This window comes from Thalassobacillus devorans, assembly GCF_900176565.1.
GTDB lineage: Bacteria > Bacillota > Bacilli > Bacillales > Halobacillaceae > Thalassobacillus > Thalassobacillus devorans_A.
This window is the reverse complement of the sequence record NZ_FXEH01000003.1, coordinates 218,733-240,331: the sequence shown is the minus strand read 5'-3', so window position 1 is coordinate 240,331 and position 21,599 is coordinate 218,733. Positions and strand designations below refer to the sequence as shown.

Below are 21,599 nucleotides of genomic sequence, written 5' to 3'. Positions count from 1 at the left end.
CACTAGATCCTAAGTCTAGCGTGTCTGCCAGTTCCACCACACCCGCATAAATGGTGAGCCATGAAGGATTCGAACCTTCGACCCTCTGATTAAAAGTCAGATGCTCTACCAACTGAGCTAATGGCTCTTATAGTATTACTTTTTTGAGCATATGGCTCAAAAAGCGACATTGACTATTATATGATCCGTATACCCCAAAGTCAATGGTAAATTTTGAAATAAAAAATGGCTGGGCCAGCTGGATTCGAACCAGCGCATGACGGAATCAAAATCCGCTGCCTTACCGCTTGGCTATGGCCCAAACACAAAATGGCGGTCCGGACGGGACTCGAACCCGCGACCTCCTGCGTGACAGGCAGGCATTCTAACCAACTGAACTACCGGACCTATGTATTTTTCAAAAGGAAAGTGACCCGTACGGGATTCGAACCCGTGTTACCGCCGTGAAAGGGCGGTGTCTTAACCACTTGACCAACGGGCCATTTTGACAAAATAAAATGGCGGAGAAGGAGGGATTTGAACCCTCGCGCCGCTTACGCGACCTACACCCTTAGCAGGGGCGCCTCTTCAGCCACTTGAGTACTTCTCCACTGGCTCCACCGGTAGGATTCGAACCTACGACCAATCGGTTAACAGCCGATTGCTCTACCACTGAGCTACGGTGGAATAATGTCATTAGTATTTAAGGTTGGCTGCTGAAACGAACAACAGCGACGTTAAATATATTATAATATTTAGCCAAGCTTGTCAAACACTTTTCAAAAAATGTTTCTGTGTTTTTTGCTTGTTTTTTTAAGGCTTATTTAATTTAACATGGGTACTAAGATTCGTCAATATATCTAGCTATGTTTTTTTAATTTTCCCCGACATTTTCCACAACGGTATCGTCTTGTGTCGACTCTCCTCGCTCTGGCATAGGTCTGACCACATTTCTCGCAACAATAATGATGCTTCTTTTTCTGCTTCTGGGACGGCAGTTCAGAACAGAATCTTGGTGAGCCTGTCCGTTTTAACAACTCTCGGAATTCCGGGTCACGGTGCTTGTATCCTTTCCCTTCAATATGCAAATGATAATGACAAAGCTCATGCTTGATGATGCCGATGAATTCTTCTTTTCCTATCTCTTTTAAAAATTTAGGGTTCAATTCAATGGTACGCTTGGCTGGTATGTATCTTCCCCCAGTAGTACGAAGTCGGGAATTGAAACATACGTGATCAAGGAACGGCTTATCGAAATATTTCTCTGAAATTTGATGGGTAAGATTTTTCAATTGAGCCTGGTCTATTTCCCTCATATAGTCACACCACCTACGTTACTTGCATATCTTATCATAGCACTTTCATTTTCTCATCAAGGAGGTTACAAACCAAATGCCTGGCTGGTTAAAAAAACAGATGGCAAATGCTTTTTACCACAAAGATAAGTATCAAATAAAAATGTTGAACCAATGCTGGTTCTTTTACAAAAAGGAATACAAATAAAAGATACCAGAAATAGTGCTATCCTGGTATCTTTTATTTGTGTTATTTATTTACCATCGTCAATGCAATCCGCTGCTTATCCATATCCACTTTTTCCACCCATACGGTAACAACATCGCCGACAGCGACGACATCCATGGGATGTTTAACAAACTTGTCGGCTAACTTGGAAATATGGACAAGCCCATCCTGCTTGACACCGATATCAACAAACGCACCGAAGTCGACGACATTACGGACTGTACCTTCCAATTCCATTCCTTCTTCTAAATCTTCCATCGCAAGTACATTCTTTTTCAGCAACGGCTTAGGCAATTCATCACGAGGATCCCTGCCTGGCTGTACCAGTGATTTAATAATATCCTGCAAAGTAGGTAACCCGATTCCCAGCTTCTCTGCTGTTTCTTCTGACTCCATCCCTTTCAGGCTGTCGGCAAGCTGCTGCGTACCAAGGTCTTCTTCACTACTGTCGACCATTTTTAATAAATCTCTTGCTGCCTGATAGCTTTCGGGGTGGATCGGGGTACGATCTAATGGCTCCTTCCCGTCTATGATCCGCAAGAACCCAATACTTTGCTCGTACGTTTTTGCTCCTAGTCGCGGGATCTTTTTCAGTTCTTTACGATTCGTGAATTTCCCTAGCTCTTCCCGCTGCTTCACGACATTATTAGCCACCGTCTTGCTTAAGCCGGATACATATTGCAGCAAGGAACTGGAGGCTGTATTGACATTAACACCTACCTGGTTAACGGCAGTTTCGACTACAAAGGTCAGTGATTCTTTCAGCTTCTTCTGGGTTACATCGTGCTGATACTGACCGACGCCGATTGATTGCGGGTCTATCTTCACCAGTTCAGCTAAAGGATCCTGGACACGACGGGCAATCGATATGGCACTCCTCTCTTCCACTTGCAGGTCAGGAAACTCTTCCCGTGCCAATGTTGAAGCGGAATAGACACTCGCCCCAGCTTCGTTGACTATCATGTAAGCAATGTCAAGACTATGTTTTTGAATCATATCAGCAATGAATTGCTCTGTTTCCCGGGAAGCTGTCCCGTTTCCAATCGCAATCAATTCAACTGGATATTTGTCTAAGAAGGAAAGTAATATCTTTTCTGCACCTTTGATATCATTCCTTGGGGGAGTCGGATACATCACGGAGACACTGTGCATTTTTCCGGTTTCATCGATAACTCCCAGTTTACAGCCCGTTCTGTATGCTGGATCAACACCAAGTACTGTTTTCCCTTTCAATGGGGGCTGCAGTAACAGGCTTCTCAAATTTTGAGAAAAAACTTCGATCGCCTGCTCCTCGGCTTTTTCAGAAAGACTGTTACGTATTTCTCTTTCTATCGATGGTTCAATCAGCCGCTTGTACCCGTCCTGGATTGCAGTTGCTAAAAAGTCACGCATCTTCTGATTCGCCTCATTGCGTATCACCTTCCGTTCCAGATAAGAAATGATACTTTCTTCAGGAGGCTGGATGGAAACTTTGATGATCCCCTCTTTTTCTCCGCGATTCAACGCTAAAACCCGGTGGGATACAACCGCTCGTACAGGTTCCTGGTAATCATAATACATTTCAAATACGCCTTTTTCGTCCGCTTCCGAATCTTTAGCGGTCGACTGGATCGTACCGGATTTGAATGTCCGCTGTCTGATTGCTTCCCGGTATTCGGGCTCATCTGATATCCATTCGGCAATAATATCATTGACACCGGCTAATACATCCTCCACCGTATGTAACTCCTGTTCTTCTGAAACATAAACAGCAGCTTCTTCTGCAAAGTCGAACTTCTGTTGAGACCAGACCATTTCCGCTAATGGTTCGAGGCCTTTTTCTTTCGCAATCGTCGCACGTGTCCTTCTTTTTTGTTTATACGGGCGATAAAGATCTTCCACCTTTTGAAGCTGTGGTGCCTGTTCAATACTTTCCCGAAGTTCGTCTGTAAGCTTTCCTTGTTCATCGATTAAACGGATGACCTCTTCTTTCCGTTGATTCAAATTCTGGACATAGTTCCATTTATCTTCGATGGTTTTGATTTGCACCTCATCAAGTCCGCCCGTCATTTCTTTTCGATAACGAGCTATGAAAGGAACGGTGTTACCATCCGCAAGCATGTCGATAACTTGTTGTATTGCCTTTTCAGAAATATTCGCTTCTTTAGCCACCCATGAGATCGGTGACGCTTTTAGACCTTGTTCACTCAAGTTGGAACCTCCTCAAACATACATATCTTCTTCATTCTAACAAATTTCCCTCTCCTTTACCTCGCGATAAACTAAAAAGAACCTTATCCCAATTCCAATGAGATAAGGTCCTCTATTCGTATTTCATGGCGATTAACGTCGTATCATCATCACGAGTATCGCCATTTTCAATTTCATATTGCTTGATAATACGGTTTACATCGAAATCATGGAATAGCTTCGAGGAAAGCTGACGTTCATTCACGCCATCCGAGAACATGATGAAAACTAATCCACGTTCCAGCTTACCATGCACAACCCGCATCTTTTTCGGATAACCAGTGAGATATCCGGCAAGTGGTATATTACGTTTCTTTTGCCCTTCACTAGTCACTGTCATAATCCCAATGTTACCGATTGAGGAATAGGAGTAGGTTTCACTCGGGTAATCGATTTTCAAAATCCCTAAAACTACCCCTCGTTTGCTCATAAGTGCTTCGTTGCATTTTTTGATTAAACCTTCAATGGGCAAATCTGGATAATCTTCAATCACATCCATGACAGCCTGCGAAGATTCTTTGGCCAATTCACCACTGCCAAGCCCATCGGCTATCGCGCAAACAAAAGATTTATCCGTTTCTTTATAATAATAACTATCCCCACAATAATAGTTTCCCTTTTTAGGCTTTTGATAAGTTGCAATCTTCATGCGACTTACTTCCATACTCAATAGAAGGCCTCTGATGATTCTGATTGCAGGGCTTCACGGAGTTTTCTTAACGCGCGCCGTTGTAATCGGGACACATGCATCTGGGAGATGCCCAGCTGCTCACCGGTATCCTTTTGACTCATATTCTCAAAATAAGTGCACTGGAGAATTTCCTGTTCACGTTCAGAGAGAATAGGCAGCACTTTTTCCAAAAGCATCTGCTGGTCGACATGTTCGAAACCGGCTTCCTGGTTACCGATTAAATCCAGGATCGTCACCGTGCTTCCATCAGAATCAGCTTCAATTTTACGATCGACAGACAGCGCTTTGTAACTTTTGCCCATTTCCATCGTTTCCAGCACATCTTCTTCAGATACTTCAAGGTAGTCGGCAATTTCCATTACGGAAGGAGAACGCTGCAATTGCGTAGTCAGTTCTTCTGCTGCTTTTTTAATTTTCGGTCCTAATTCTTTAATACGTCTCGGTACATGCACACTCCATGTTTTGTCACGGATGAAACGTTTGATTTCTCCAATGATCGTAGGAATGGCAAAGGATTCGAATGATTTGCCGAAAGATGGATCATATCTACGGATAGCGGCCAACAGACCTAACATCCCTACCTGGGCTAAATCTTCGTGTATCGAACTGTTTTTTGAATATTTTCGTGCTATCGATTCGACTAGGTCTTTGTAGGCTAATACTATCTTTTCCTGGACCTCTTCATCTCTAGGGTTCTCCTGGAGATAAGCTATCCATTGGTATACTTCGTCTTCACCTTTATTGTGTTGTTGAGATCTGGTCGCCATCTTGACCCACCTCATTTTCATGAAGATACTTCGTCATAAGTACTATGACTCCATATCTGCTGCTGATTTCCACCTTATCCATCAAGGCGTCAATCAAAAACAGCCCGAAGCCTCCTTCACGCAAGTCTTCGATAGCATCGTTCTGCTGGTAAGGACCAATATCTTCTTTTACATTGGAAAGGTCGAAACTGCCGCCGTGATCAGCCACCATTATCTCTAAACGGTCTTGATAGACTCCGAAACCGATAGTGATGTCTCCTTCATCTGACTCTTTATAGGCATGTTTGACAGCATTGGTAATCGCTTCGGAAATAGCAACCTTCAGGTCTTCGATGTCTTCATAAGAGAAGCCCATACGGTTTGCAACACCAGAAGTGCTCAACCTGACCACGCCTACATATTCCGGCTTAGCAGGCACCTTTATTTCAATAAAATCAAATGGTTCCATTTTAAATTCCACCTTGTACTGTAGAGTCGATATTCATGATCTCGGTAAGCCCGGTGATTTTGAAGAGACGGTGCACACGTTCTTGCATATGAACCAGTTTCAATTCAGAATTATGTTCTTTGGTAGACTTCAAAGCACTGATAAAAACACCTAGACCCGTACTGTCCATATAGTTAACATTATTCAGGTCAACTTCCACAGTTTTGCCCTCATCTTTCGTCAAAGGCAGCAGCTCTTCTTTCAGCTTTGGAGCTGTAAACGCGTCGATTTCACCTGAAAGCGTAACCACTGATTTATGCTCTTTATTCGTTACATCTATAGTTAAGTTCAATTAACTCATCCTCCTATTTTAGCTAAAATGGTGCATCAGATGACATGTACCCACAATTAAGAAGGCTTAAACATTCCTTCTTAGCACAACGAGAGTAAAGTCGTCCCTTAACTGGAAGTCCTGTAACTTTTCAAAATGCTTGTAGACCTGTTCCACCATTTCCTGTGCAGGCAGATCCATATATTTTTTTATGATTTCCAATACTTCTTCGGGCTCAATGAACCTGTCGCCCTGTCGACATTCTGTCACGCCGTCTGTCAGCATGATAATCATATCGCCAGGATCAACTTGTTGTTCTTTTTGAGGATATTCTGCATCTTTCGTAACCCCAAGCACCAGGCCAGGAGCATCCATTTCACAAAACTCGCCGCGTTCATGATGATAATAATAACCTGGTTCATGACCGGCGGATGAGTAATAGAACTTATGGCTCTGCGGGTTATACAGGCCATAAAACATCGTGATAAACATGCTGGAATCGACATTTCGTTCCACCACACGATTTAAGCTTTCCAAAATAACACTAGGTTCCATGCGTTTATGCGGAAAACTGTCCATGGAATATTTGATCATAGACATACATAAAGCTGCTGGAACCCCTTTACCAATCACGTCAGCGATCCCAATTCCAAGCGAACCCTCCTGGTCTTGTACAAAATGATGGTAATCTCCATTCATTTGCTTGGCAGGAACACTGATTGCTCCAATTTCGATGCCATCAAAATCGGGTTTTTTTGTAGAAAGAAGAGTCTTCTGCATGTTGGCAGCCACTGAAAGCTCAGACTTAAGCTCAAGCTGCTTCTCTCTTAAAGCTTGATGTTCTTGATAAGCTAGCCCATAAGAAATCATTGTTTCTAATAGAAAGTTCATCGAAGCCTGGATATCAGCAGGCATCTCAGGATAAATTTCTTCTAATGACTGTACATGAATATTAATGATTTCTTCTGGTGAAATATTGTGCTGCATTGAATGTTTACTGAATTGCTCTGCTTGATATAAAGCTTGTTCGTCTTTAGTTCTGATGTATTCTTTCAATAGTTCTTTATAGTTTTCAAGGTCAAGCTTCAAGGTGCTCATCGTTTACAACCTCCTTTAACGGAGCCATTTGACAACTTTAATTTCTGTACCTTTCCCTTGCTCGGACACAATATCGAATTCGTCCATCAATCGTTTAACACCAGGAAGTCCTGCTCCGAGTCCCCCAGAGGTAGAGAAACCATCTTCCATTACCTGACTCAATTCCTCGATACCAGGCCCCTCATCTATGGCGATGATACTTAAACCTTTGTGGTTCATATCATCAATGGCCTCAAAACAAACCTTTCCACTCCCTGCATATAAATAAATGTTTCTTGCTAATTCTGAAATGGCAGTCGCGATACGCGCTTGGTCGACCGTACCGAAGCCGATTTTTTTTGCGATGTCCCGTCCCAATTGACGAGCCCCGACAATATCCCATTCCTTTTTAATATTCACACAGGATTGGAAGTCCATTCGCTTATTCCTCCAATTCCTGACGAAGTTTGATCAGCCCTTGTTCTAAGTCTAATGCCGTCGGTACATCTTGCAAATGTATTCCAAGGTCGATCAACGTCATCGCAACAGCTGGCTGAATACCAGTCAAGACAACTTTAGCACCCATTAAATCAGACATGGTCACAACGTCTCCCAACACCTTAGCGATGAAGGAGTCGATGATGTCCACTGAAGTCAAATCGATGACTACCCCTGTAGCCCCGCTTGCGTGTATCTTGTTCAGCAGATCTTCCTGAAATTGAATGGCTGTCTGATCATCTAAGTCGATCTGAATCGAAATCAACAGGTAATTATGCAACTTTAAAATTGGAATTCTCACAGCCTTCACTCCCCATCCAATGAATCAATTAGTTTTTCAATACTTTCATCTTTTTCTTCTGTTGTTACAATCTTGCGGTTGGTAAGCTCAAGTGCTGACTGGAAGCCTTTGCGCAGAGAGCTCTTTGTCGGGAATTTGGTCAAATCAATACCCAGGTTTACGATTGTCTGGGCGATTTCAGGCCGGATCCCTACCAGGATACACGTGGACCCAATCAGCCTTACCGCTTCGGCGGCCTGGATGATATGGTGGGCAACCATCGTGTCGACGACTGGCACTCCTGTAATATCAATTAAAACCACATCCGCGTGGTGTTTGATGACTCCATCAAGTAAGTTTTCCATAATCAATTTCGCACGTTCTGTATCAATAGTTCCTATTAACGGCATGACCGTAATATTTTCCATGACCGGAATCAATGGTGCAGATAACTCCTGTAGGGCCACTCGCTGTAATGACACGATATGCTCCCAGCTCCCGGAGTACTCATTCACCAGACGATTGATGATTGGTCCGACCCATGCATCTACTTTCTGCATGACTCTGGATAAGTATTCGGAATCGACTTTATCTGATTGACTTAAGATGAAATCGATGGTTACTCGACGAAATACCTGCATCCCATCCGTCAAATAACTCAATGGCCAGCCCAGGTTGATGAGCCGCTCTGAAAAATCATCCAACTCTGAACTAAGTCCTTGCTTTTCTATACTTGCAAATATTACATTGACAAATTCTCTATTTGTACTTTCAAATAGTTCATCTGATATGGTGGAAGTGTACTCCTGATTCTTGCTGCTTTGCACTTCCTCCAGCCACATCTTAACAATATCGTTACTGTTTTCAAGCACAAGGCTCTTTAAATTGGCATCCATGTTTAACCCCCGCAAAAATTGACCATTATTTTAGTTTATTAAACATTTTCCCATGAAACGTCACCTTAATCAAATAATAACTTCTTTTTGTCCTTTTTTGACATACCTTCCGACATATTTCGCTTGTATTCTACATTATATTATTTCCACGTCCGCTACAATAACCCAAAAACTGGGGTTTTTCTGTTGAGAAAAATGGGTAGTGATTTTATGTATATAAAAAACCGCCCGGTACAGGAGCGGTTCAGGTTAAAACGCTATTAAGCCGAGGCTGATCTGTAACGCCTCGTCGACACGTTTCATCATCTTTTCATCCAGCTGCGTTATTTTATCTGTCAGCCTTTGTTTATCAATGGTACGGATTTGTTCTAATAATATAACGGAATCACGTTCAAAACCATATTTCTCAGCATTGATTTCAACGTGTGTCGGGAGTTTGGCTTTTTGTATTTGCGCTGTGATGGCAGCCACGATGACTGTGGGGCTGAAACGATTTCCGATATCGTTTTGGAGAACTAATACAGGGCGGACACCGCCTTGTTCTGACCCCACCACAGGGGATAGATCAGCGAAATAAACATCGCCGCGTTTGACTATCAAATCTTCACACCCCGCTCACTAGGCGTTCTAGGGTGTTCTCCGCCTCCTCTTCCGCCTGAAAAGCTTCAGAAGCTATATTAAGATTGATTTTAGCCATCTCCATGTAACCGTTTCTCATGGACTCTCTAATGTGCCGCTTTTTCTTCTCCCGCAAATACATTTTGGTCGCCTGATACATGAAATCGCTCCAATCTCCATTCTCATGTTGCACTACCCCGTCCACTTCTTTCAACATGCTTTGAGGAAGTTTGATTGTGATTTCCCGTAGATTGTCGGACAAGACCATCCACCTCCACCATCCACTTTTGTTAGAAAAACTTATACTTTGCTTCTTCTAAAGTATAAAAACCAGTCTATAATTCCATTCTCATATTACCACTCTCTCGGGCGTATTGCAAAGGGCTGTCGGCATTTTTTCCTGAAATTGTGTTTTCTTTATTATTACCCAGGGTACAGGAATATATTGTCACCATCCCCCTTTATTAACTCGTGACCGAATTTTTCACTTCGATCAATTGCCCATTTTCGTAATATATTCTAGGAACGCGTGCACTGATGATGCATGGGATCTCATAATTGATGGTATGCAAATAGGCTGCTATTTCATCCATGGAAATTTCTTCATTCTTTTGTCTTCCTATCAAAGTAACCTTTTCTCCTACTTCATAAGGGCGGTCGAGCTTCACCATGAACTGATCCATACAGATTCTTCCTACAATGGGCATACGTTTTCCATCAATCAGTACATCCATTCCTTGCAGCTGTCTGATCCAGCCATCGGCATATCCAAGCGGGACTGTACCTATCCATTCATCTTCTTCCGCACAATACGTAGCTCCATAGCTGATACAGTCCCCTTTTTTCACTTCTTTTACATGGACGAGCCTGCTGTGGAGGGAAAAGGCTGGCTCCAACTCAATCGGGCGCTCTTCTTTTACGACAGGAGAGGGGTACAACCCATATAGACTGATTCCAAACCGGAGCATATCTTCTTCCTGCTCAGGAAACCGTAAACTTGTCGCGCTATTACTGGAGTGGAATACAACTGGCTGCTGCCATTTTTCTTTTAAAAGGGTTCTCATATCATTATATGAGCTGCGTTGTTGTTCAAAATAAGCAAAATCCGCTTCGTCCGCGGTAGCAAAATGAGTGAACACCCCTTCCAGTGAAAACCTTTCATCGTCCAGTTCTGTTAGCAATTCTGTTAATTCTTCGTGATGTCGGATACCGACCCGACCCATACCAGAATCCCATTTCAAGTGGAGCTTCAATGGGCGCGGCAGATCCTGGTGTTTTACCTCCTGCAGCCACTCTTTCTGGAAAAACGTGACCGATATATCATTAGCGGCGGCAATAGGAGCGTCTTGACTGCGTATCCAACCCATCACAAGAATAGGAGCAGTTATGCCCTGATCCCGAAGCCTGAGAGCTTCATCCAACAAGGAAACTGCCAGGGCATTGGCTCCCGCTTCCAACGCCTTCTTTGCCACTTGAACATCCCCATGGCCATAAGCATTCGCTTTAACCACAGCATATATCTTCTTGTTATCAGGAATATGATTTCTAATTTGTTTGATATTATGCGCTATCGCATCCAGGTTGATTTCTACCCAGGAATCACGATAAAAAGTTTCTATTGCCAAAAGCTGTCTTCTCCTCTCACCATTCCTTTCCGTCTATTATTGAATGAGGAGACTTCCCTGTCAAACCCCCGGTTCAAGGATAGCGCAAAAAATAAAAGCAGACCCTCTGAGCCTGCCTGATTGGAATTATTTTTCTGACTGCTCATAGACAGAGCTTGCAACAGCGATCATTTCTTCTTTTGTTAATGATTCACTGGCGAGGCGGAAGTTCACCCCTTTGTGGTTCCATTCCAGTATCGTTTCACTTTGCGCACCGACGGTGAAGCCCAAGTTGACCGGCTCCCCTTGTACAGGAACGACATCGGAAGTGCTTACAGTTTGGACTTCTGCTTGCTCCTCGATTAGCGTAAAGTTCTTTTCTCCTTCAAACTTCATAATAATCCGCTTACCGTTTTCTAAATCAATCTCTTGCTTTTCTGTCATTTCGGCACCGAGCTGCTCAGACGGGTAAAGAACCGAGAATGTTTTTTCCCCTTCCATGTTCATGACAGGAACTTCACTCTGTACAGCCGCCATATTCTTTTGGACTTCAAAGTCTTCATCCTTGAACGACGGATCCTTCGTGAAGTTGGAGAACTGGACTTCCACCAGCGCCTGCATATCCTGATCATAGACCTTTACCAATACCGGCTGGTATGTCTTCTTATCGAAGTAGACTTCCTGATAAGGGAGCGATTTGCTATTTTGATAGTTTGTCTTGGTCTTGAACATATAATAGTCTTCCATAGCTGTGAATGTGGATTCCGGATCTTTCAGAATGTCCTGCACTAAAGATTCATATAAATAGGGCTGGCTGCTGTTTTGCGGCCAATCACTTTGGAATTTAAAGCTCTTGTTCAATGCCGGGGTCAATACGTACACGCCATCTTTATTTTTCAATATCACTTGACTGCCCTCTTCATCCTGATCGTGCTGGAGCTTCACACGGTAGAAGTCCTTTTTCTTATGCCATACTTCTATATGGTATTTCTGTTCCTCTTTCCCAGTATTCATCGTCATTGTTGCATTTGTTTTATACCCGCTCATCTTTTCGACCTGTTCTTCCAGGTTCTTGACGACATCTTCTTTTGATTTTTCTCCACATGCTGTGAGCAGGACGAAGAACAGTGAGGCGAATAAGAGCAATGCTATTCGTTTCTTCATGAATTCAACTCCTTTGTCTCATTTCGAGGACAAAGGGAACGCACTCACCTGATTAACTAGAAAATGTACGAAAAGCTCGGGATAGACCCTCAATTAGGTCAGTCGCTAACAAGTCTGCTTTGGAATGGCCCTCCGTTGTGAGAAGTTCAGCAGCTTTCCCATGAAGAAAGCAGCCATTGCATAAAGCTTCGGTAATGGACTGTGATTGCATCATAAAGGCAAGCAGGATACCCGATAACACATCACCGCTGCCTCCCTTGGCTAAACCTGCATTTCCAGAGGTATCTACTACTTGGGTTCCGTCGGGCGCTGTAATAATTGTAGACGGTCCCTTTAAGACAATGTAGACCCCGTGATTGTAGGCGAACCGCTGCGACCACTCAAATGGCCTTGCCAACAGTTCCGGAATTGTTATTCCTAACAGGTGTGCCATCTCACCAGGATGAGGAGTCAACACGGCAGGGCCGGTCCTGTTTTTTAAGACCTCAAGCAGCTGCTTCAGAAGGTAGAGGCCATCCGCATCAATCAATACAGGAACGTCCGCTTCTTCTACCACTTGCTGAACGATGGTTCGCGAGGCATCCGATCTGCCCATCCCCATACCGATCGCAACAGCATCATAACCAGTGAAGTCAACCTCTACTTTCTCAGCAAGCACGCCATTTTCCTCCGACGTTGATACAGCTGTCGCCTCAGGAATATGCATGGACACAGAAGGCCAGGCACTTTCCGGGGTTGCAACTGCAGCCAGTCCAGCTCCAGACCGAAGCGCGGCCCGCGCAGAAAGAGCTATCGAACCTGGCATCAGGTAGGAACCACCGATCACTAAAGCCTTCCCATGCGTCCCTTTATGGGAAAATGGGTGACGCTCCGGCAAGGTGGACCGTGCATGCTCACTGTTCCATAGTGAGACCGACGACTTTTTCAACATCTTAGCAGGTAAGCCGATTTCCACCACCTCCCACTCCCCATAATAAGGTGCAGTGTGAGGAAGGAAGGCACTCAACTTCGGCGCGGCTATGATACACGTATAGTCAGCCTGCAAACCGTCAAAATCAGTAATGCCCTCATCTGCAGGAACGCCTGTCGGGATATCGACGGCAATTTTTAACGCTTGTGACTGGTTAGCATAGGCTGTAACTTGATCAAACGGTGGCTTGAGTTTGCCGTTGACACCGATTCCGAGCATGGCATCAATGATGACATCTGCCTGGTCGAGTTCACGGAACAAGACATTCACCTTTGTGAGGTGTTCCAGCTCAAAGCCCGCTCCGAGATACAACTGCTTATGAACAAGTGCATCTCCTTTGATCTTTTCATCAGGTACTAGCTGCCATGCCTTCACGGAGTACCCCCTGTTCAATAAAGTCCGCGCGATGACAAAACCATCTCCACCATTATTGCCCGCTCCAATCAGTACAACGATGTGCTGATCGTTTCGAACACGCTTTTCTACTTGTTCAGCGACTGCCCGTCCGGCATTTTCCATTAAAATTTTTCCGTCCATTCCGGCTTCTTCTATTGATTTGCGATCCCAATCGTACATTTCATGTGCGGTGACAATATACACTATCGTTCCCTCCTACCCGCATTAAACTATATGAGACAACCATTTCAATTATGCAAGACGCTTCTACTCTTCAATGATAACCTGAGCGATGGCATGCTGTTCACTATGAGAAATAGAAACCCATATTTTCATGTGTTCATAGCCGCGCAACTTCATTTCAGGCGCCCCGTGCTCACTGCGGGAAATTTCTATATCTTGAAAACTTACTTTTCCGATGCCAGTGCCCATCGCCTTCCCCAAGGCTTCCTTGGCAGCGAAGCGGCCAGCGACAAATTCTATTTGCCTGGATTCATTTTTATAGGCAGCGAGCTGCCCCCGTTCCTTTTCGGTTAAAATCCTTTGTACAAAGCGGTCATTACGCTTTATAATTTGATTAATCCGACCCAATTCTATAAGATCTATCCCAATGCCCTTGATCATTGTAATCTTCCTTTAAGGTTTATTAATTTCAGTATAACCGAAATAGCAAAAGTGAAAAAATATAACTGTTCCTCGGCATGCATAGACTAGAAAGACATGAATAAACTTGCCTTAATTTTGCACAGTGTGGGATAAATAACCATAACAGCGGCTTTTACAGAATGCTCATATTATAATCACGAGGATGGTTTCGTTACTCTATTCATAACAATGGGGACTTGGAAATGGCGAGACTCCTGCGGGAAAGGATAGACTGGCAAGACCCCGCAGAGCTTAAGCTCGAGGAGGCTTGCCGTCTTCCCCGCGGAAAGCGAGTTATTTCCAAGTCCCCATTTTCTCCAAGCAAAAGTAACGAAACCGATCTTCAAGTAAAGGGAGCTTTCGTTGTAAAATTTCCAAAAACAAAAGGGGATAAAATATGTTTGTTCGTACCGAAAGCTTTAAAGAATTCCTGCGTTTTTACCCGATCGTTTCCACCCTGGTAGCTATCCACCTTGTTCTCTGGATGTTGATCGACTTGTTCCAATTTGGCTTCGCCCATGACTGGCTCCGGGCGGGGATTGGACTCAATACCGCTATTACTGCCGGAGAATATTGGAGATTAGTCACTCCTATTTTTTTACATGCAGGGCTGGGTCATGCCCTCTTTAATTCTTTTTCTCTTGTACTATTCGGACCAGCGCTTGAACAAATGCTTGGTAAAGTGAAATTCGTGGTCATGTATTTATTTGCCGGCATCATCGGGAACATAGCTACATACCTGTTCAACCCGGATTCCTATATTCCCCACCTCGGCGCATCCGGAGCGATTTTCGGCATTTTTGGCGTCTACCTGTACATGGTAGCCAATCATAAACATTTGATAGACCAGGCTAACTCTCAAATTGTAATGGTGATTTTGGTCATTGGTGTTGTCATGACATTTGTACGACCGAATATCAATATCCTCGGACACATAGGCGGTCTTGCCGGAGGTTTTTTCATTGCCCCGCTCGTTTTGAAAAACGCCAGGCCATTTTCTATATGGAGAACTCGAAGTCCCCGGGATGACGGGGAGATTTCCTTTAACCCTAACCGTTGGAAGAAACGAGGCTTCCCATGGAAAAAAGTATTGTGGGGAATCATCATCCTCCTGGTGATTCTAGGCCTGTTCGGAAGAATGACATAAAAATAAGGAAATAATAACAAGACAAACCGAGCATGAAAGCTTTCCGCTTACATGCTCGGTTTGTTGTTGAACGACTTATCCTGGTCTACCCATTGAACGCTCCCCCTGTCATCGTGCTCATAAATCTTCTATAAAAAGAGAAATAATCAAACTGCAATGCCACGCGATGCCGCTTTGCCTTAGGGGTAGAGTATGAGCGGATATCTGCTATGGTGTGCCCGCGATGCGGATCTTCCCGACTGGTTACCACATGCACCGGCAGCATTTGATAGCTGAACATAGAATCATCAACCGCTGCCATGACTGGTAATAAATCATGAATCGGGCTCCCGATGAGATTTGGATTTCTTTTTTTGTAGAACTCGTAATAATAATCAATTAAGGTTTTAACTATCTTCATTTCTCCTTTATTAGCGATCTCATCTGCCATTTTCGGTGTGACAATGGCATGATCGGTAACATTCAAAGGGAATACAGTTACACCATCGGCATATGTAAACACGATATCAGCCGCAATCGGATCCGCATGAATATTAGCCTCAGAAACAGCGGTGACATTTCCAGGAACCCAGAAAGCACCGCCCATGATATAGTAGTGTTTGACTTTGCTCATCAAAGACCGGTATAAGATGAACATGGTAGCTAAAGATGTCAGCCTTCCCACATTAACGATAACAAGTTCATCCTGATACTTCTCGATTAAGCGGACGATCTCAAAGAAATTTTCTATTACACCTTCGTAAACACCAGGAATTATCGGTCCCAGCCCATATTCTCCATGGATATCCGGGTAAAATGCAGGCTCCTCACCGGTCATGGGTGTTTCTGCTCCACCGATCACTTTCAACTTTCCCGTCAGACCCAACAAGTCCAATAAGTAATGAACGCTGGATATCGCCGCTTCTCTCGGTACATTGCCATAGTCTCCAACTACCCCTGCCAGTTCTACCTCTTCGTTTAAATGGGAATATATAAGTGCTATCGCATCATCAATTCCAATGTCACCAAAAAATAACACTTTCACCGCCATCCCAGCCCACCCCTTATTTGGTTAATTAAGGAAGCCCTTATACCATTTCATGTAGGGGTCACCGTATTTATGTATATTAATGGTAAATATAGTAATAAAGACATCTGTGAAACTTTTTAACGTACAAAAAAACCACCAGTACGGGGACTGGTGGTTTAATTATTGCAATATTTGTGACGTTAGCTGCGGCCGCCACGCTTTTGGTTGAATTTACGGTTACGAGAATTCTTCCGGTTGAAATCGCGTTTTTTATCATTGCGCTTATAAGGCTTTTTCTTGCCTTTATCATATTGAGCCTTTTTCACACTGATCGGCTGTACGCCAGAAAGGCGGACCGGAGTTTCCCGACGCTCTTTCGTCATCAATTTCAGCGCTGCTGCTACAAGCTCCATAGAATCATGCTGCTGCAACAACTCATTTGCTGCCTGATGGTAACCCTTAAGGTCGCTGCTTTCCATTGTTTTAAGCAGCTTATCCACAGCTACTTGCTGTTGGCCGCGCTGGGCTTCATCGTTTGATGGTACATCCAGTCGTTCTACTTTTTTCTTTGTCAGCTTCTCGATTAAATGCAATTGCGCTTTTTCACGAGGTGTGACAAAAGAAACTGCTTTACCTTGACGACCAGCACGTCCTGTACGTCCAATCCGGTGGACATAACTTTCCGGATCCTGTGGGATATCGAAGTTATATACGTGGGATACTTCAGAAATATCCAGTCCACGAGCTGCTACATCTGTTGCAACTAAAATTTCGACTCTTCCCTGCTTGAACTTATTCAATACAGACATACGCTTTCCTTGAGTCAAATCACCATGGATTCCTTCCGCACGGAAACCACGGGTTTGCAACCCATCAGTCAACTCATCAACACGGCGTTTTGTACGACCGAACACAATAGCGAGTGCGGGCGCCTGGATGTCTAACAAACGGGTAAGCGCGTCAAATTTTTGACGCTCTTGCAACTCAACAAAGTACTGCTCAATGTTTTCCACAGTCATTTCTTTCGCTTTCACCTTAACCTCTTCCGGCTTCTTCATCAAGGTAGAAGCGATGTCACGAATCGCCTTTGGCATAGTAGCTGAGAACAGCAGTGTCTGCCTTTGTTCCGGGATAGCTTTCAGGATATCTTTGATATCATCAATGAATCCCATATTGAGCATTTCATCGGCTTCGTCAAGTACAGCAGTGTGTACATTAGCCAATTTGATGGTTCTGCGACGGATGTGATCCAACAGGCGTCCTGGAGTCGCTACCACGATCTGATTTTGATCTTTCAACGCACGGATTTGACGATCCATATGCTGTCCGCCATAAATAGGCAGGGCACGGACACCTTTAAATTTACCAAGACGATTGATTTCTTCAGCTACCTGGATAGCAAGTTCACGAGTAGGTGCAACAACAAGGCCCTGGATATCGTTGCGATCCTGATCGATTTTTTCGATCATCGGGATACCGAAAGCTGCTGTCTTCCCTGTACCTGTCTGCGCCTGGCCAATAACGTCACGCCCTTGAAGCGCCAATGGGATTGTTTGTGCTTGTATCGGTGTTGTCTCTTCAAATCCCATTTGATCTAACGACTTCAACACCGGTTTAGTTAAACCTAATGAATAAAATGTAGTCACGTTCTTTTCATACTCCTTTGATGTAAAATCTTTTATACAATTTCTATAGTAAGTCACGTAAAAAAAGCCTTTCCCCCAACTTACGGAAGAGGCTGCCGCTCCACTTGTCCGATAGATTCATCCATCATAACATACGACCATTTTTTATTCTACCTATTTTTCAGATGCTTTTCAAACAGATGAATGATAAAATGGAGAAAAATTGATGAAACAAGGAGGGATCCGATGGATAAGCCTCCATTTAATCCATATATTGCTGTCTTCATCGGGGTAATCTCCGTTTCAACAGCAGCAATCTTCGTAAAGTTGGCAGCAGAAGCTCCAGCTTCTATTATTGCTAATTATCGACTACTAATTGCGGTTTTAATCATGGCACCATACATCTTGTGGAAATATCGTCATGAATTCAGCAAAATATCATGGATGGACTGGATCCTGGCGTGTTTTGCCGGTATCTTTCTCGCCCTCCATTTCATTTTATGGTTTGAGTCATTAAACTATACATCGGTAGCGAGTTCAGTCGTTCTAGTCACCATGCAGCCCATCTTCGCATTCCTTGGTACCTACCTCTTTTTCCAGGAGCGGTTCACAGCGGGAGCTCTTCTAAGTATGGTAATTACCCTTACCGGAAGTGTCATCATCGGCTGGGGGGACTTTCAAATCAGCGGTATGGCATTGCTTGGTGATATTCTTGCATTACTGGGCGGAGCTATGGTGACGGGATATTTTTTGCTGGGTCAAAACCTGCGAAAGCGGTTATCCTTGATGACCTATACGTTTGTCGTTTACGCAATGGCATCCGCAGTTTTAATCATCTATAACCTGATTCTGCAACATCCGTTTACCGGTTATCCATCTGATCATTGGTGGATTTTCATTGCGTTGGCAATTATCCCGACCTTCTTTGGTCATACCATGTTCAACTGGGCATTGAGGTGGCTCAGCACCTCTACCATTTCGATGAGTATCCTGTTTGAACCACTTGGCGCTTCCATTCTCGCTTATATCATTCTTGGAGAAATGATTACATGGGAGCAGTGGCTTGGCGGTACTATCGTCATATTCGGATTGATGATGTTCATTTTCAGCACGACTAAAAAAGTGGCACCTAAATTGACACGTTTAAGTAAAACAAACCAGGAAACGGAAAAATAAAAACTTTTGAGAGCAGGTGTTAATGATGACTATCCAACTGATGATAGACGGAGGAGCAGATGTACCCCAAGAGTTAGTGAATAAATATAACTTAAAAATCGTGCCTTTGAATCTGCATTTCGGGGATGAACAATATAAAACCGGGGAAACGCTTGATCTGCCATTGTTTTATGAAAAATTGAAACAGGCCGATGAGCTTCCGCGCTCCTCGGCACCCAGTCCTTATGATTTTTATCAGGCTTGCAAAGATATTGACCCGGATAAACCAATTCTTGTTCTCGCTTTGACAAAAGGGCTAAGCAGCACTTACGAAAGTGCGGTAATGGGAAAAGATATGTTATTAGAAGAAGAACCGGAGAGACAAGTTGTTGTTTTGAATACAAAGACGGCATCATGCGGAGTGGCACTGCTCGTCCAGGAAGCAGGAAAGAAAATGGAAGAAGGTTACAACTTGGAGCAGCTTTCCTCCCATATGGAAGAACGGATAGAGAAAACTACGACATTGTTCATTTTGCAGACACTGGAGAATGTAATCAAAGGTGGACGATTAGACAAAGTCAGAGGAGCTATTGCCAAAACTTTGAACATTAAATTGTTGATGAAAGCAAGTGATGATAAAGGCGATATCGAAGTAATTGAAAAAGTCCGCGGAAATAAGAAAGCATTCCGCCGATTTGTGGAACAAATCGGTGACTATGCCAATAACTTTGAAGATCGTGTCATTTCACTATCCCATTGCAATAGTGAAGAGCTGGGACGTACGGTTTTAAATGATATCAAATCGAAATATAAGTTCAAAGACAGTCTGTTTATGGAAACAGGGCCTTTGATTTCTACTTACGCAGGAGAAGGCGGTCTCGTCATCGCTTTCTTCAGGGATTAAATCCAAAAAGAATCCGGCATGATTATCTATAATCTGCCGGCTTCTTCCTGCCTGCCCGTTGATTATCTGGTTAAGAAAGACATGACTGTTTCAAATAATTCTTCTCTATCTTTCCCATGGCATATCAAATGCTTCGATTCCTTCATAAAAACCAGCTGCTTATCTGTTGAAGGAATTTCCTGTTCCAGATAAATTGCTGCTTTATCCGGGACCATCTCGTCCTGTTGCCCCTGTATAATTAACACCGGTGCCTGAACTTCCTTCAAAAAAGGCCGCGTAAATCGGATCAATTTTACAAACTCAATGGAAGACGGAAATGGCGTCTGTTTCAATTTATCCTGGTAATGAAGGAAAAGGTCGTTATCTGCCAGTGTACCTTTCAAGGCCTCTGCCACGAAATCTGTAATATCCTTGTACATTTGAGGCACGCTGATATATTTTCCTGCAGCCGATAATAACACAAGACGATCCACTTTGTATTTTGAAGCAAGGTAAGCGGCAATCATCCCGCCCATAGAAAAGCCGATCACATACACAACATCACAAGTCTTCGCCAATTTAAGGAAAGCAAGTTCGGCTGTCGCTATCCACTCTTGATAGTAACGCCCTTTTAAGTCAAGCTTCCTCCCATGACCAGGAAGGGTCGGGACTTCAAACATCCAATTCGTTCTTTGTTCTAAGTAGTCCACTAGCGGCTGAACCTCATAGGGACCGCCTGTATAACCGTGAATGCATAAACAACCGATCATGTTCGTTCCTCCTATGTAAATTAAAAAAACCTGGAGTTTCTATGGCGAAAGCCTTAGTCTTTTCTTAAAGTAAAAAACAAGCAAGCGTCCAAGGCCTTGCCCTGCACGCTTTTAACGCATTCCTTTGATGAACCCGCCAATCCCCTTCATAATTGGGGATAACTGGTTGGCCGTCTGAGCTAATTGCCCAACCGTTTTCATCATTTTATCCATATCCAGCTGGCCGTTTTGATCCTGGAAATACCCCGCCATATTCTTAGGGTTCATGCCACTATTTGCGTAAAAAGGTTGCTGACCATAACTATTATACATATTATTCTGTTGAGGAAACATAGGTTTCGTATAAAGTTCAAATGGATTCCCAGGCGTCGGAGCCATTTCCCAGTTCTGCGGTTGATTATAAAAATTTTCTTCCATCATTGGCTGGTAATGGTAGGGATATTGCGGATCCTGAAAAAATGGATCATCCGGGTAAAAATTTCTGTTTTGATAGGAAAACATGTTGCTCACCCTCTTCCTTTCTACAAACAGCCTATGTTCCTGAAACAAAAAGGTGATTACATGGAAAGCTCCTTATAATAGCCACTATCAAACCACAAAGTCGAAGACTTGATTTCAAAATATTGTCTGAGCAACGATCCGGTGGGGAACGACTCCCTTTCCGCGGACATGCGCTGAGCCTCCTGATATGAACGAAACTGTCAAGGCTCCCACTCTCCAAGGTTTTTTAAATTATTTTTGGGCAATTTTAAGAAGAGAAGCTGTTTTGGCTTCTTTCTTTGGTTACTCTTATTAGCCATTCTGGCTAAATTATCTCTTACCTTTAGCTTACCAATTACCTCTCACCTCGCAGAAGGGCTGTCAAGTGTATTCCTTGACTGGTCTTCTGCGAGGTGAGACCCTACTTTAAAGCT

At 43.6% G+C, this 21,599-nt stretch carries 24 protein-coding genes and 6 tRNA genes; 4 read left to right on the top strand and 26 right to left on the bottom strand.

Features of this window, described 5'->3' with window-relative positions; all coding sequences use genetic code 11:
* Positions 1-51 precede the first annotated feature (51 nt).
* The 7 genes from B9Y67_RS01915 to B9Y67_RS01885 form a co-directional block, all read right to left on the bottom strand.
* A tRNA-Lys gene (locus B9Y67_RS01915) sits at positions 52-127 on the bottom strand.
* A gap of 99 nt (positions 128-226) precedes the next feature.
* A tRNA-Gln gene (locus tag B9Y67_RS01910) sits at positions 227-301 on the bottom strand.
* 9 nt (positions 302-310) lie between these two features.
* Positions 311-387: transfer RNA gene (locus B9Y67_RS01905), tRNA-Asp, on the bottom strand.
* 22 nt (positions 388-409) lie between these two features.
* Positions 410-481, bottom strand: a tRNA-Glu gene (locus B9Y67_RS01900).
* A gap of 17 nt (positions 482-498) precedes the next feature.
* Positions 499-589, bottom strand: a tRNA-Ser gene (locus tag B9Y67_RS01895).
* A gap of 2 nt (positions 590-591) precedes the next feature.
* Positions 592-666, bottom strand: a tRNA-Asn gene (locus B9Y67_RS01890).
* Positions 667-839: 173 nt separating this feature from the next.
* Positions 840-1,295, bottom strand: coding sequence for a SprT family protein (locus tag B9Y67_RS01885; protein ID WP_085505090.1), 456 nt, complete (start codon positions 1,293-1,295; stop codon positions 840-842).
* A 76-nt stretch (positions 1,296-1,371) separates the two neighbouring features.
* On the opposite strand from B9Y67_RS01885, the gene cmpA reads away from it, so the two are divergent.
* On the top strand, positions 1,372-1,482 hold the full coding sequence (gene cmpA / locus B9Y67_RS01880; RefSeq protein ID WP_085505089.1) for a cortex morphogenetic protein CmpA: 111 nt from the start codon (positions 1,372-1,374) through the stop codon (positions 1,480-1,482).
* A gap of 42 nt (positions 1,483-1,524) precedes the next feature.
* Here cmpA and B9Y67_RS01875 read toward each other — a convergent pair whose 3' ends face one another.
* The 15 genes from B9Y67_RS01875 to acpS all read right to left on the bottom strand — a co-directional run bounded on the left by B9Y67_RS01875 (position 1,525) and on the right by acpS (position 14,075).
* Complete coding sequence (locus B9Y67_RS01875) at positions 1,525-3,693, bottom strand: Tex family protein (RefSeq protein WP_085505088.1); 2,169 nt, start codon at positions 3,691-3,693, stop codon at positions 1,525-1,527.
* Between the two features lie 112 nt (positions 3,694-3,805).
* A complete protein-coding gene (locus tag B9Y67_RS01870) occupies positions 3,806-4,396 on the bottom strand; it encodes a SpoIIE family protein phosphatase (RefSeq protein ID WP_085505114.1) in 591 nt (196 codons plus the stop codon).
* A 2-nt stretch (positions 4,397-4,398) separates the two neighbouring features.
* Positions 4,399-5,190, bottom strand: a complete 792-nt coding sequence (gene sigB / locus B9Y67_RS01865) for an RNA polymerase sigma factor SigB (protein ID WP_062439098.1) — start codon at positions 5,188-5,190, stop codon at positions 4,399-4,401.
* Positions 5,162-5,638, bottom strand: a complete 477-nt coding sequence (rsbW, locus tag B9Y67_RS01860; RefSeq protein ID WP_062439095.1) for an anti-sigma B factor RsbW — start codon at positions 5,636-5,638, stop codon at positions 5,162-5,164. Before rsbW ends, sigB begins: the two co-directional genes overlap by 29 nt.
* A gap of 1 nt (position 5,639) precedes the next feature.
* Positions 5,640-5,969: an STAS domain-containing protein gene (locus B9Y67_RS01855; RefSeq protein ID WP_085505087.1), complete on the bottom strand. Its 330-nt coding sequence runs from the start codon at positions 5,967-5,969 to the stop codon at positions 5,640-5,642.
* Between the two features lie 66 nt (positions 5,970-6,035).
* Entirely contained in the window at positions 6,036-7,046 is a 1,011-nt protein-coding gene (locus B9Y67_RS01850; RefSeq protein WP_085505086.1) for a PP2C family protein-serine/threonine phosphatase, read from the bottom strand.
* 15 nt (positions 7,047-7,061) lie between these two features.
* On the bottom strand, positions 7,062-7,463 hold the full coding sequence (locus tag B9Y67_RS01845; protein WP_062439086.1) for an anti-sigma regulatory factor: 402 nt from the start codon (positions 7,461-7,463) through the stop codon (positions 7,062-7,064).
* Between the two features lie 4 nt (positions 7,464-7,467).
* Positions 7,468-7,824: an STAS domain-containing protein gene (locus tag B9Y67_RS01840; RefSeq protein ID WP_085505085.1), complete on the bottom strand. Its 357-nt coding sequence runs from the start codon at positions 7,822-7,824 to the stop codon at positions 7,468-7,470.
* A 5-nt stretch (positions 7,825-7,829) separates the two neighbouring features.
* A complete protein-coding gene (locus B9Y67_RS01835; RefSeq protein WP_062439082.1) occupies positions 7,830-8,699 on the bottom strand; it encodes an RsbT co-antagonist protein RsbRA in 870 nt (289 codons plus the stop codon).
* Positions 8,700-8,948: 249 nt separating this feature from the next.
* On the bottom strand, positions 8,949-9,299 hold the full coding sequence (locus B9Y67_RS01830; protein ID WP_085505084.1) for a type II toxin-antitoxin system PemK/MazF family toxin: 351 nt from the start codon (positions 9,297-9,299) through the stop codon (positions 8,949-8,951).
* A 4-nt stretch (positions 9,300-9,303) separates the two neighbouring features.
* Positions 9,304-9,585 carry an antitoxin gene (locus tag B9Y67_RS01825; RefSeq protein WP_085505083.1) on the bottom strand — a complete coding sequence of 94 codons (282 nt, stop codon included), beginning with the start codon at positions 9,583-9,585 and terminating at the stop codon, positions 9,304-9,306.
* A gap of 196 nt (positions 9,586-9,781) precedes the next feature.
* Positions 9,782-10,942, bottom strand: a complete 1,161-nt coding sequence (gene alr / locus B9Y67_RS01820; RefSeq protein WP_085505082.1) for an alanine racemase — start codon at positions 10,940-10,942, stop codon at positions 9,782-9,784.
* 126 nt (positions 10,943-11,068) lie between these two features.
* Positions 11,069-12,085: a LolA family protein gene (locus B9Y67_RS01815; protein WP_085505081.1), complete on the bottom strand. Its 1,017-nt coding sequence runs from the start codon at positions 12,083-12,085 to the stop codon at positions 11,069-11,071.
* A 52-nt stretch (positions 12,086-12,137) separates the two neighbouring features.
* Positions 12,138-13,655: an NAD(P)H-hydrate dehydratase gene (locus tag B9Y67_RS01810; RefSeq protein WP_085505080.1), complete on the bottom strand. Its 1,518-nt coding sequence runs from the start codon at positions 13,653-13,655 to the stop codon at positions 12,138-12,140.
* A 63-nt stretch (positions 13,656-13,718) separates the two neighbouring features.
* Positions 13,719-14,075 carry a holo-ACP synthase gene (gene acpS / locus B9Y67_RS01805; protein WP_085505079.1) on the bottom strand — a complete coding sequence of 119 codons (357 nt, stop codon included), beginning with the start codon at positions 14,073-14,075 and terminating at the stop codon, positions 13,719-13,721.
* 418 nt (positions 14,076-14,493) lie between these two features.
* Here acpS and B9Y67_RS01800 point away from each other — a divergent pair, with 418 nt between their 5' ends.
* Entirely contained in the window at positions 14,494-15,243 is a 750-nt protein-coding gene (locus B9Y67_RS01800) for a rhomboid family intramembrane serine protease (RefSeq protein ID WP_085505078.1), read from the top strand.
* An 85-nt stretch (positions 15,244-15,328) separates the two neighbouring features.
* On the opposite strand, the gene B9Y67_RS01795 is transcribed toward B9Y67_RS01800, so the two are convergent.
* Together B9Y67_RS01795 and B9Y67_RS01790 are read right to left on the bottom strand one after the other, a co-directional pair.
* A complete protein-coding gene (locus B9Y67_RS01795; RefSeq protein ID WP_085505077.1) occupies positions 15,329-16,273 on the bottom strand; it encodes a nucleoside hydrolase in 945 nt (314 codons plus the stop codon).
* 179 nt (positions 16,274-16,452) lie between these two features.
* Complete coding sequence (locus tag B9Y67_RS01790) at positions 16,453-17,898, bottom strand: DEAD/DEAH box helicase (protein WP_085505076.1); 1,446 nt, start codon at positions 17,896-17,898, stop codon at positions 16,453-16,455.
* Between the two features lie 225 nt (positions 17,899-18,123).
* Here B9Y67_RS01790 and B9Y67_RS01785 point away from each other — a divergent pair, with 225 nt between their 5' ends.
* On the top strand, positions 18,124-19,053 hold the full coding sequence (locus B9Y67_RS01785) for a DMT family transporter (RefSeq protein WP_085505075.1): 930 nt from the start codon (positions 18,124-18,126) through the stop codon (positions 19,051-19,053).
* 25 nt (positions 19,054-19,078) lie between these two features.
* Positions 19,079-19,936: a DegV family protein gene (locus B9Y67_RS01780; protein WP_085505074.1), complete on the top strand. Its 858-nt coding sequence runs from the start codon at positions 19,079-19,081 to the stop codon at positions 19,934-19,936.
* 62 nt (positions 19,937-19,998) lie between these two features.
* Here B9Y67_RS01780 and B9Y67_RS01775 read toward each other — a convergent pair whose 3' ends face one another.
* Both B9Y67_RS01775 and B9Y67_RS01770 read right to left on the bottom strand, forming a co-directional pair.
* Complete coding sequence (locus B9Y67_RS01775; RefSeq protein WP_085505073.1) at positions 19,999-20,685, bottom strand: alpha/beta hydrolase; 687 nt, start codon at positions 20,683-20,685, stop codon at positions 19,999-20,001.
* Between the two features lie 111 nt (positions 20,686-20,796).
* Entirely contained in the window at positions 20,797-21,186 is a 390-nt protein-coding gene (locus B9Y67_RS01770) for a YppG family protein (RefSeq protein WP_085505072.1), read from the bottom strand.
* Between the last annotated feature and the right edge of the window lie 413 nt (positions 21,187-21,599).